General features: G+C 62.0%; 12 protein-coding genes. All 12 read left to right on the top strand.

Annotated features, from left to right (window positions below):
- On the top strand, positions 1-341 hold a 341-nt coding region (locus tag B4E36_RS04100), incomplete at its 5' end, for a phage BR0599 family protein (protein ID WP_345900013.1).
- A complete protein-coding gene (locus tag B4E36_RS04095) occupies positions 338-775 on the top strand; it encodes an NlpC/P60 family protein (protein ID WP_292054558.1) in 438 nt (145 codons plus the stop codon). The genes B4E36_RS04100 and B4E36_RS04095, both read left to right, overlap by 4 nt.
- Positions 776-784: 9 nt before the next feature.
- Positions 785-4624: a baseplate multidomain protein megatron gene (locus B4E36_RS04090; RefSeq protein ID WP_345900012.1), complete on the top strand. Its 3840-nt coding sequence runs from the start codon at positions 785-787 to the stop codon at positions 4622-4624.
- Between the two features lie 16 nt (positions 4625-4640).
- Positions 4641-4847: a hypothetical protein gene (locus B4E36_RS04085; RefSeq protein WP_292054553.1), complete on the top strand. Its 207-nt coding sequence runs from the start codon at positions 4641-4643 to the stop codon at positions 4845-4847.
- A 177-nt stretch (positions 4848-5024) separates the two neighbouring features.
- Positions 5025-5270: a hypothetical protein gene (locus B4E36_RS04080; protein WP_345900011.1), complete on the top strand. Its 246-nt coding sequence runs from the start codon at positions 5025-5027 to the stop codon at positions 5268-5270.
- 39 nt (positions 5271-5309) lie between these two features.
- The gene (locus B4E36_RS04075; protein WP_018066597.1) at positions 5310-5972 is read left to right on the top strand and encodes a response regulator transcription factor; all 663 of its coding nucleotides are present in this window, start codon (positions 5310-5312) and stop codon (positions 5970-5972) included.
- On the top strand, positions 5969-7348 hold the full coding sequence (locus tag B4E36_RS04070) for a sensor histidine kinase (protein WP_292054548.1): 1380 nt from the start codon (positions 5969-5971) through the stop codon (positions 7346-7348). Before B4E36_RS04075 ends, B4E36_RS04070 begins: the two co-directional genes overlap by 4 nt.
- A gap of 108 nt (positions 7349-7456) precedes the next feature.
- The gene (locus tag B4E36_RS04065) at positions 7457-7897 is read left to right on the top strand and encodes a hypothetical protein (protein WP_292054546.1); all 441 of its coding nucleotides are present in this window, start codon (positions 7457-7459) and stop codon (positions 7895-7897) included.
- A gap of 93 nt (positions 7898-7990) precedes the next feature.
- Positions 7991-9145: a c-type cytochrome biogenesis protein CcmI gene (ccmI, locus tag B4E36_RS04060; protein ID WP_345900010.1), complete on the top strand. Its 1155-nt coding sequence runs from the start codon at positions 7991-7993 to the stop codon at positions 9143-9145.
- Complete coding sequence (gene ccmE / locus B4E36_RS04055) at positions 9142-9591, top strand: cytochrome c maturation protein CcmE (protein WP_345900009.1); 450 nt, start codon at positions 9142-9144, stop codon at positions 9589-9591. Before ccmI ends, ccmE begins: the two co-directional genes overlap by 4 nt.
- A complete protein-coding gene (locus tag B4E36_RS04050; protein WP_292054538.1) occupies positions 9588-11582 on the top strand; it encodes a heme lyase CcmF/NrfE family subunit in 1995 nt (664 codons plus the stop codon). Before ccmE ends, B4E36_RS04050 begins: the two co-directional genes overlap by 4 nt.
- On the top strand, positions 11579-11946 hold a 368-nt coding region (locus B4E36_RS04045), incomplete at its 3' end, for a cytochrome c-type biogenesis protein (RefSeq protein ID WP_345900008.1). The genes B4E36_RS04050 and B4E36_RS04045, both read left to right, overlap by 4 nt.

Raw genomic sequence — 11946 nt, 5'->3', positions numbered from 1 at the left:
TGACGGTATCGGTCGGCGGAGAATTCGCCGCGGGTTTCTTTTCGTTTGGCGTTCTGTCGTTCGAGAGCGGGGCGCTTGCCGGCACGAAAGCGGATATCGAGACCAATCAGGGTGCGGGCGGGGCGATGCGGCTGGAGCTCTGGCTTCCGCTGGAGGCGGCGCCGGCGATCGGCGATACGGTGCGGCTGACGGCAGGTTGCGACAAGTCGTTTTCCACCTGCAAGGCGAAGTTCGGCAATCATCTCAATTTCCGGGGGTTCCCCCATATGCCGGGCGCGGACTTCGCCTATTCCTATGTGAATGGCGAGAGCGAGCATGACGGCCGGGCGCTCTACAAATGACGGTGCTTGGAGACTCGGCCGTGGCAGCGGCCGAAAAGTGGCTCGGGACGCCCTATCGCCACCAGGCAAGCGAATGCGGCCTTGGATGCGATTGCCTCGGGCTGGTACGCGGCGTCTGGCGGGAGCTCTATGGTTCGGCGCCTGAGCCGGCAACGCCCTATGCCGCTGATTGGGCGGAGCGTAGCAACGAGGAGCGGCTGCTTGACGCGGCGCTTCGCCATTGCGGACCGGCGGTCGCGATCGACGAGATGCAGCCGGGCGATATTCTTCTGTTTCGCTGGCGGGCGCAGTTTTCGGCCAAGCATGCCGGCATTCTGTGCGGTCCCGATCATTTCATTCATGCCTACGAACAGGCGGGCGTGATCCGCTCCGCCCTTGTTCCCGCATGGCGGCGCAAGGTCGCGGGCGTGTTCCGCTTTCCCGATCGAGATTGAGGTTTCAGCATGGCAACACTCGTGTTTCAGGCGGCCGGCGCCGTATTCGGAGGGCTGCTCGGCCCGTTTGGTGCGGTTGCCGGCCGGGCGCTCGGCGCGCTCGCCGGCAACGCGCTGGACGGCCTTATCTTTTCCGGCGGGCAAAAGGTAAAGGGTAGCCATCTTTCAAGCGCGCGTATTGGCGGCGCGGAGGAAGGTGCTGCGATACCCAGGGTTTACGGCACCTCGCGCATCGGCGGAACGCTGATCTGGGCAACGCGGTTCGAAGAGGAAGTCACCGAGGAGCGCACCGGCGGCAAGGCCGCAGGATCGACGGTCGAGAGCTTCGCCTATTTCGGGAACTTTGCCTATGGCCTCTGCGAGGGGCCGGTGGCGGCGATCCGGCGCGTGTGGGCGGACGGTCGTGAACTCGATCTCGCCAATATCGAAATGCGGTTTTACCCCGGCTCGGATAGCCAGTTGCCCGATCCGCTGATCGAGGCCAAGCAGGGGGCCGGCAATGCCCCGGCCTATCGGGGGCTTTGCTATGTCGTGTTCGAGCGCCTGCCGCTGGACACGTTCGGCAACCGGATACCGGTGATCCAGTTCGAGGTGCTGAAACCGGCGGGTTCGCTGGAAAGCCAGATCCGGGCGCTCGCGATCATTCCGGGGGCGACGGAGCATGGGCTTTGCCCGTTTCCCGTGACCGAGGCGCTGGGTAGCGGCCAGCAGCGGATCATGAACCGAAACACGTTGACGCGCGCGACCGACTGGGAAGCCTCGATCGACGAATTGATGGCGCTGTGCCCCAATCTGGAGCGGGTGGCGCTGGTGGTGGCGTGGTTCGGCTCTGACCTGAGGGCAGGGGAATGCCGGATCGAGCCGGGCGTGGAAACGCCATTCCGCAAGGAAGAGAGCACGCCCTGGCGGGTCTCGGGCATTGCCCGCGGCCAGGCGCATATCGTCTCCACGCATGATGGCGGTCCGGCCTATGGCGGCACGCCCAATGATGAAGGGCTGATCGCGGCGATCGCCGATCTGAAGGCGCGCGGCATCGAGGTCTATCTATATCCGTTTTTGATGATGGATGTGCCGGCGAGCAACGGTCTGCCCGACCCGCATGGCGGATCCGAGCAGCCGCGCTACCCCTGGCGCGGGCGGATAAGCTGCCATCCCGCACCGGGCCGCCCCGGCACCACCGACCGCAGCGCCTCGGCCCGAAGCCAGGTGGAGGCGTTTCTGGGGACGGCGGAAAACCATCAGTTCAACACCTTCGGCGGCGGGGTGAATTTTACCGGCGATGACAAGGGCTATCGCCGGTTCATTCTGCACTACGCGCATCTGGCACGGGCCGCGGGGGGCGTGGACGGGTTCATTATCGGCTCCGAGATGAGGGGACTGACCTCCGTGCGTGACGGGAGCGATGCCTTCCCCTTCGTGGAAGGGCTGATCGCACTTGCGGCCGATGTGCGCTCTGTCCTGGGGCTTGGCGCGCGGGTGACTTATGCCGCCGACTGGAGCGAATATTTCGGCTATCATCCCGCAGATGGCAGCGGCGATGTCTATTTCAATCTCGATCCCCTTTGGGCGAACCACAATATCGCGGCGGTCAGCATCGATAATTATATGCCGATTTCGGACTGGCGCGACAGCGATCTGGGTGCCGAAAACCCGGATGGCTTCAAGGTCGCGAACGATCCGGATGGCTTTTGGGGACAGGTTGCCGGTGGTGAGGGCTATGATTGGTACTATGCCAGCGATGCGGATCGGGCGGCGCGTATTCGTACGCCGATCACCGACGGTTTAGCCGGCAAACCCTGGGTCTATCGCTACAAGGACATCCAGAACTGGTGGGCGAACCCGCATTATAACCGCGTCGGCGGGGCGGAATCGCCGACGCCGACGGCCTGGGTTCCGATGTCGAAGCCGATCTGGTTTTCCGAACTCGGCTGTGCGGCTGTCGACAAGGGTGCCGGCCAGCCGAATGTGTTCGCCGATCCGAAATCGGCGGAATCGGCGTTTCCGTATTTTTCGAGTGGACAACGGTCGGATGCCGAGCAACGCCGGTTTCTGGAGACGCAGCTTTCCCGGTTCGAAACCGTGGAGACGCCCGTCGATTACGGGCATATTTTTCTCTGGTGCTGGGATATCAGGCCTTATCCCGCCTTCCCGCAAAATTCCGATCTGTGGACCGACGGCGCCAACTGGACGACCGGCCATTGGCTGAACGGACGGCTTGGGGCGACGACGCTTGCCGACACGGTGCGCGCGCTTTTGGCCGACCACGGTTTCCACGAGTGCGACGTGCGGCTTTTGAACGGTGACCTGACGGGCTATCAGCAGGCCGATATCGACAGCGCCCGAAATCTGCTGGAGCCGCTACTTTCGCTGTATTCCGCCGATACGATCGAGCGTGATGGCGTGCTGCAGTTCCGCTCCCGGCTCAAGGCGAGCCTGCCGCCTGCGACGATCGACGTAACGGCGGAGCGCGAGGACGCCGGCCGCTTCAGGGAAACACGCAGCCATGAGAGCGATCTCGCCGGCGAGGCGGTGGTTTCCTATTTCGACCCTTTCACCGATTATGAGCAGGCGAATGTGCGTTCCAGCCGCGTTGTCGCGGTCAATGATCGGGTGTTGCGCTATGCGCTGCCCACGGTTCTGCCGGAAACCACAGCGCTGGCGCTGGCGGGCGACATGCTGCGGGAGAACCGGATTGCGGTGCGCACGCTCTCGATCGATCTGTCTCCTCAGCAGCGTGGCTTGGAAGTGGGCGATGTCGTGCGTGTCAGTGACGGGCCGGCTGGTCGATTCATGGTCACGCGCGCCGAGCTTGGCGAGACCCTGAAGCTTGAGGCGCGCTCCTTTGCGCCGCTCGCGGGCGCGCGGTTCCTGCCGGTGGACCGGGGGCGGGTTCACGAGGATGCGTCCGGCGGATTTGCCCCACGCGTGATCTTTCTGGATCTCGCCCGCGACGGCGGCGGCGCGGCGGAGAGCTTTGCTCGTATAGCGGCGTATGCGAGGCCATGGCGTCGCATTTTCGTATCCTCGTCCGCCACTTCGGAAGGGTATGGAGCCAATGTTGTGGTGGAGCGGCCGGCAGGAACCGCGCGCCTGGCCGAGGCGCTGTCGCCTGGCGTGAGCGGGCGGTTTGACTTCTCCGAGGATCTGGTCATCGACCTCGATTTTGGCGGCCTTTCCTCGGCTTCGAAAGACGCTGTGTTGAGCGGCGCCAACCGGATCGCGGTTCGGGCCGAAAACGGCGTTTTCGAGATTATCGGTTTCCTCAACGCCTTCGAGATAGCCGCGGGGCGCTGGCGGCTCACTGGTCTGCTGCGGGGGCTGCACGGGACCGAAGATGCCATGATGGCCGGCGCCTTGGCCGGCAATGACGCGGTTGTTCTGGGCGATGCGGTGATCCCTGTCGGCCTGAGCGCCCGTCATATCGGTCTTGCGCGCAATTATGTGATCGAGGCGGCCTATGGGCAGCAGGATTCGAAGGGGCCTTACGTCTTCGCCGGCGGTTTGCGGGCGGAGACGCCGCTTGCGCCGGTTCATCTGCGCGCGCGGCGGCTGACCTCCGGGGACATTCATTTCAGCTGGATCAGACGGTCACGGCTCGACGCGGATGACTGGGCGGCGGCCGAGATACCGCTCGACGAGGATGTCGAGCGCTACCGGCTCGAGGTGTTCGACGGTGCGACAATGGTACGGCGTATCGAGATGGGCGTTCCGGAATTCCTGTATGCGGCGAGCGACCAAGCGGACGACTTCGGGACGCTGGCCGGCGCGATGACGGTCAGGCTTTGCCAGCTCGGCCGCAAGGTGCCGCTCGGCATTCCGCTGACAGAAGAAATAACCCTTCCCAACTGACAGAAAGGAAAATGCTATGGATGTGAAGAAATGGTATCTCTCCAAGACCGTTTGGGGCGCTTTGCTGGCGGTCGCCGCGCCGCTGCTACAGCTTGGCGGAATCTATATCGATGACGGTACGCAGAGCGAACTGGCGGCTTCGATCACCACGATCGCCGGGGCGGCAGGCGGGCTGCTCGCGCTGTTCGGGCGGATTTCGGCGAAGTCGTCCCTGAGCCGTTAGCTCGAAATCGTTACCACCACGAAGACTGGTCGGGGCCTTGGGCTCCGGCCAGGACACCATTTTCGAATTTGCTGAAATTAAGATTGCAAGCGTTTCGACGGGGCTATTCATTTGGAGTTCAGCCACGTATCTTTATAAGAACTTGCGAATGGTGCGCAGGATGGCGAAGAAGAAGATTTGATGTCGTTGAAACCTATATATATTCTGGTGCTGACCGGCATGTTGCTGGGCGGAAACAGTGGAGCGGCCGGTGCAGCCAGTTGTGCCAACGCGGCACGCCAGGTCGCGGCCAGCACGGGCGGCGATCTGCTTTCCGCTCTGCCCGCGCCGGACGATCCGAATATGTGCCTGGTAACGGTGATCGTTCCGGCCAGCGACGGCACACCGCCGCGCAAGATCACCCGCCGCGTTCCGGCAAGCTGAAGTCTGTCAGGCCGGCGCCTGCAAGAGCGGACAACTGAAATGCGAATTCTGCTGATCGAAGATGACGAGAACCTGAACCGCCAACTCGCCCAGATGTTGCGGGACTCAGACTATGTAGTCGACTGCGCCTATGACGGTGAGGAAGGCCATTTTTTGGGCGAGACCGAACCTTATGACGCGGTCATACTCGATATCGGTCTGCCCCAGATGGATGGCGTGACCGTGCTCGACAAATGGCGGCAGGCAGGGCGCAACATGCCGGTTCTTATCCTGACGGCGCGCGACCGCTGGAGCGACAAGGTGGCCGGGATCGATGCCGGCGCCGATGATTACGTCACCAAGCCGTTTCACATCGAAGAAGTGATGGCGCGCATCAGGGCGCTGATCCGCCGCGCCGCCGGCCATGCCGCGGCGACGATCACGTGCGGCCCGATCGAACTGGACGTCAAGGCGTCAAAGGCCACGCTCGACGGCGAGATACTGAGGCTGACCTCGCACGAATACCGGTTGCTGTCTTACCTGATGCATCACCAGGGGGAGGTGGTCTCGCGGACGGAACTGACCGAACATCTTTACGATCAGGATTTCGATCGAGATTCCAATACGATCGAGGTTTTTGTTGGCAGACTTCGGAAGAAGATTGGGGCTGACTGGATCGAGACGGTGCGCGGCCTCGGCTATCGCATGCAGGCGCCGGGATGAGGTTTGCGAATTCCCTCACGCTGCGTTCGCTGGCGCTGACGACCGCATGGTTTGCGATCGCGCTTCTTGTGATCGCGGTCGTGATTTCAGCGCTCTATCGCAATGCTGCGGAGCGCGGCTTCCGGCAGCTTCTGCAAGCCGAAATGTTCAATGTCATCAACTCGGTATCGATTGACGAGCAGGGCGAGCTCAAGGGATCTCCGCAGCTTGGCAATCTGAACTATCAGCAACCCCAAACCGGCTGGTACTGGGTTGTCGATCCCCTTTACGACAAGTCGAAGCAGTCGCTGCAATCGCCCTCTCTCGGCGCGCAAGACCTGCCGGTGACCCCGGAGAGCGAAGTTCCTTATGACGGCAATTATCGCCGCACCTATATCGTGCGCGACGATAACAACAATGATCTGGCGGTTATTGAAACCGTTGTTGTGATGGACGAGAAGGACCGGGCAACCCGGATCCGGGTGTCGGGCAATCGCGATGCGGTTGACAATGACGTGCGCTGGTTTTCGCAGCGGCTCTACATCGCGCTCGCCCTTTTCGGGATTGCGAGCATTCTCCTCAATGGCCTCATCATTTTGTGGGCGCTGCGCCCGCTCGACCGTGCGCGTGTGGCCTTGCGCCATATTTCAGAGGAGGGCGAGGGCGAAATGCGCGGGCAGTTTCCGGTGGAGATTCAACCGCTTGCCGATGAAATCAATGCCTTGCTGGCAGACAACAGGGCAATCGTGGAGCGGGCGCGGATGCAGGTCGGCAATCTCGCGCACTCGCTGAAGACGCCGATTGCAGTGCTTTTGAACGAGGCCCAGGGCATGGCCGAGAAGGAAGGAAAGCTTGTTGCTTCGCAGGTGGTGATGATGCAGGCCCAGGTTCAGGCCTATCTGAACCGGGCGCGCATCGCTGCCCAGACCGAATCGGTCCTGACGCGGTGTGAGGCGGAGCCGGTGCTTGAACGGCTTGTGCGGGTGATGCGGCGGCTGAACCCGGAGAAATCCTTCGTGCTGACATGCGAGCCAGGTCTTCTTCTGGCAACCGAGCAGCACGACCTTGAGGAGGTCGTCGGCAACCTGCTGGAAAATGCCGCTCGATTCGCCGAGAGCGAAGTTCATGTAACCGCGCAACGGAGGGCGGATGCCGGCGTGGCTGGAGAGTGGGCCGAGATCATTGTGAAGGATGACGGGCCGGGCCTGACGCCCGATGAAATCCGAAGGGCAATGAAGCGCGGCAACAGGCTGGATGAGAGCGGGGCGGGCTCCGGCCTTGGTCTGTCGATCGTCGATGACATCGTGCAGGCCTATGGCGGTCGTTTCGAACTGACCGGCCTTGAGCGTTCCGGCCTGCACGCGCGCGTTGTTCTTCCGGCCAAAAGCAGGAAATAGTTGATCGCAACCCCGCATGCGAATTATGGCCACATTCTGTGCTTAGCGACAATATTGCGGGAGCGCTGTGGATCGGGGAACCATTCTTCCTGCCCAAGGCTTTCTTTGATGACGCAAAACAATATGACGGGAAAACTCGTGATACGAAATTGGCAATTGATTGCTGTCGTCCTCGTGATCTCAGGCTGTTCGGCGACCGGCGGCGGGGGAGCGTCAGTCGCTCCTCAGCCGGTGTCGGCGCCGGCAGGCGCACAGTCGGCGGCGCTGAATGGTGGTTTGGTGCAGAGGGCCGGAATTACACTGTCTTCTTTCGATCAAGCCAAAGCGCTTCAGGCCGAGCAATACGCCCTGGCGGCGGCGCCGGCGGGCGAAGCCGTCAACTGGCAGGGAGAGGGCGCGCGCGGCTCTGTGACTGCGGCAAGCCCGTATCAGGTCGGCGATCAGAATTGCCGGCAATATACGCAGCGTATTGTGGCCGATGGCCGTGAATTTGTCGGTCGAGGAGCCGCCTGCCGCGAAGCCGCCGGTTCGTGGAGCCTGCTCGATTAACACAGCCGTGCCTTGCGAGACGGCCAGCCGAAGTGCGACGTTTTGAGGCAGGTTTGCCGGCTGGTGTTTTGAACTGTTGGAATTTTCGCGGTGGTGGCGTACGAAGACGACATGATATTCGCGCTTGCCGCCATTGTCCTGACGCTTGCCGCGGCTTTTGCGGTTGCCGTACCGTTGTTCCGGCGGGATGCGAGGGCAGATACTGTCGCCGCCGGGCCGGACCCGGTTTATCGTGCCCAACTGAAAGAACTTGAGCGGGAACGGCGAGACGGCCTTATCGACGAGAATGCCTATCTTTCGTCCCGTGCGGAAATCGGGCGAAGGCTGATGGCCTCGGAAACCAAGGCGGCGGACAGAGCCGCGATGCTGCGCGGCGTTGCCTCGCGCTACCGTATCGCGACGGCGACAATCGTATTTGCTGCGCTGATTTTGGCGGGTGTTGCCTATCCCCTCCTGGGCGCGCCCGGTGCGAAGGATTATCCGTTGTCGGCTCGCCTCAATTCGGAGAATCCGGAGCTTGCGGTCCTTGTCGCGCAGGTCGAACGGCATCTCGCGCAAAATCCCGAAGACGGCCGGGGGTGGGACGTGATCGCGCCGGTCTATTTGCGCGAAAACAGGCTTGATCGCGCTTATGAAGCCTATGCCAATGCCATAAGGATTTCCGGCCCGAGCCCGGAGCGACTTATGGGGCTGGGCGAGACGCTTGTGTCGCTCGAATCGGGTTTCGTTAATGACGAGGCGCTTGAGGCGTTTCGAGAGGTCGAGGCGTTGTCGCCGGATAATATCAGGGCCGGTTATTATATTGCGCTGGCGGACGAGCAGGCTGGGAACCATCAGGCCGCGCTCGATCGATTCGACGCCTTGCTGGAAAAAATGCCGGAGAACGCCACCGGACGCGATGTGATCGAGCGGCACATTGCCTTTAATCGAGGCCGGTTGGCGCAGGCGGGCGCGCCGGCGTTCGGACCCGATCAGCAGGACATCGAGGCGGCGGCCTCGCTGTCGCTGCAGCAGCGCGCCGAAATGGTGGAGGGCATGGTCTCGGGGCTGGCGCAACGCCTTGAACAGGAGCCTGACGATATTGAAGGCTGGATGCGGTTGATCCGCTCCTACGCCGTGCTGGGGCGGGAGGATGATGCCAATGCGGCGCTCGATGCCGCGCTGGCCTATTTCGGGGCGGAGAGCGCGGCCGGCCAGCAGCTTGAGCAGCTTGCGACAGAACTTGCGCTTTCGGGGGGGAAATCATGACGCGCAAGCAAAAAAGGCTCGCCGTTATCGGCGGCGGGGTGGGTTTTATCGCGATCGCGGTTCTCCTTGTGCTTTTTGCGCTGAGCCGCAGCGTCTCCTATTTTTTCATGCCATCTGATTTTGCCGAAAACCCCGTCGGCCCCGAAACGCGAATACGGCTTGGCGGTCTCGTTGAGGACGGTTCGGTCCGGGGTGCGGAAGGAGCGGGTGTTGCCTTTGCGGTTACCGACGGGAACTCTTCCGTGGAAGTGCGCTACGCGGGCATTCTGCCTGATCTTTTCCGCGAAGGGCAGGGCGTGGTGACTGAAGGACGGATGGGACCGGACGGGATTTTCCGCGCCGACACCGTGCTTGCCAAACATGACGAGAATTACATGCCCAAGGAAGTCGCCGACCGTCTGAAAGCCGAAGGGGTATGGGAAGGTGAGGAGGGCGGGACGCCTTGACCGTTGAACTCGGACTTTATGCTCTGATCCTCGCTCTGGCGGTTGCCTTTCTGACGGCGACGCTGCCGCTTGTGGGCGCACGGATGCAGAACATGGCCTTGATGGGCGTTGCGCGCAGCGGCTCCCTGACCCTTTTCGCGCTGGTGGCGTTGGCATTCATCATTCTGATCAGGAGTTATTTGCTCTCGGATTTTTCCGTGCGCAATGTATGGGAAAACTCGCATTCGCTGATGCCGCTGATCTACAAGTTCTCGGGCGTGTGGGGCAATCATGAAGGCTCCATGCTGCTGTGGCTGCTGATTTTGACGTTCTTCAGCGCGCTGGTGGCAGCTTTCGGGCGCAATCTGCCCGCCGATCTTCGGGCCAATGTACTTTCCATCCAGGCCTTGATCGCCACGGCTTTCATCCTTTTCATTCTCCTTACCTCCAATCCGTTCAGCCGCGTTTTCCCCGTCCCCGCAGAGGGTCGGGAACTCAATCCGATCCTGCAGGATATCGGCCTCGCCATTCATCCGCCGCTTCTTTATCTGGGCTATGTCGGCTTTTCGGTCTGTTTTTCGTTCGCGGTCGCAGCGCTTGTCAGCGGCCGGATCGATTCGGCCTGGGCGCTTTGGGTGCGGCCATGGGCGCTGCTTGCCTGGCTGTTCCTGACCGCCGGCATCGCGATGGGCTCCTACTGGGCCTATTATGAGCTTGGCTGGGGCGGATGGTGGTTCTGGGATCCGGTGGAAAATGCGTCCTTCATGCCGTGGCTGGCGGGCACGGCGCTGCTGCACTCGGCTCTGGTGATGGAGAAGCGCGAGGCGCTGAAAATCTGGACCGTGCTCCTGTCGATCCTGACATTCTCGCTTTCGCTTCTCGGAACGTTTCTCGTCCGCTCCGGCGTGCTCACCTCGGTTCATGCGTTTGCGACGGACCCGACGCGCGGCGTTTTCATTCTGGCCATCCTTGCCTTCTTCATTGGCGGTGCGCTGACGCTGTTTGCCTTGAGGGTGCCGCTTTTGCGCGCCGGAGGCCTGTTCTCGCCGATCTCGCGGGAAGGCGCCTTGGTCTTCAATAACCTGATTCTGACTGTCGCCGCCGGCACGGTGCTGATCGGAACGCTTTATCCGCTGTTTCTGGAAACGCTGACCGGTGAGAAAATCTCGGTAGGCCCGCCGTTCTTCAACCTGACCTTCGGGCTGTTGATGATCCCGTTGCTGCTTGCCGTACCCTTCGGGCCGATGCTTTCGTGGAAAAGAGGAGACCTGAAGGCTGCGTCGGAGCGTCTCATGGTCGCGGCGATCCTGGCGCTGATCTTCGCCGCAGCTTTTGTTTACTTCCATGAAGGCGGACCGGTTCTGGCCGTACCCGGGATTACCATCGCGTTCTGGCTTATCTTCGGAGCGCTCTCGGACCTCTGGACCCGCTCGGGGTTTGTCCGCCTGCCGTTTTCGAAGGCATGGCCGCGTTTCAAGGGCCTGCCGCGCTCGGCCTTCGGCGCGGCGCTTGCGCATTTCGGCCTCGGCGTGAGTGTGTTGGGCATACTGGCGGTTTCGCTTTACGAAACGGAAGCAGTGCTGGAGATGACGCCAGGTTCCGAGGTCGCGCTGAGCGGCTATACGGTCACCTTCGAGGGTGTCGAGACCGTACGCGGGCCCAACTACACCGATGAACGCGGGACATTTGCGATCAGCGCGAACGGGGCGGCGTCCGGCGTGGTGCATTCGGCCAAACGGCTCTACCCTTCGAGCAATACGCCGACGACCGAGGCGGGCATCAGGACCTTCGGTCTCAGCCAGCTTTATATTTCCCTTGGTGATCCGCGTCAGGGTGGAGCCTGGGTCGTGCGGGTGTGGTGGAAGCCCTTCATTCTGTGCATCTGGCTTGGATTCGTGCTGATGGCCACCGGCGGGGTCGTCTCGCTTTCCGATCGACGCTTGCGGATTGGCGCGCCGGCGCTGAGCAAGAAAAGAACGCAGCCAGCGCAAGCCATGGGAGCGGCCGAATGATGCGGGTTGCCGTTTTGCTTCTGGCCGTACTGCTCCCGATCTGTGCCGCCGCAGTCGAGCCGGATGAGATGCTGAGCGACCCTGCGCTCGAGGCGCGGGCGCGGGAGATTTCCGCGGAGCTTCGCTGCATGGTCTGCCAGAATCAGTCCATCGACGATTCCAATGCCGATCTCGCGCGCGATCTGCGTCTGCTGGTGCGCGACCGGCTGGCAGAAGGCGACAGCGACGACGAGGTCATCGACTATGTCGTTTCGCGCTATGGCGAGTTTGTTCTGCTGAAGCCCCGTTTTTCGCCGCATACTTGGCTTCTGTGGGGCGCGCCGGCCCTCCTCATCCTTTTGGGCGCAATCGGTTTGTGGCGGCT

Origin of the sequence: Martelella sp. UBA3392, from assembly GCF_002358775.1 — a bacterium.
Taxonomy (GTDB): Bacteria; Pseudomonadota; Alphaproteobacteria; order Rhizobiales; family Rhizobiaceae; genus Martelella; species Martelella mediterranea.
This window is presented reverse-complemented; position numbering and strand designations above follow the sequence as displayed.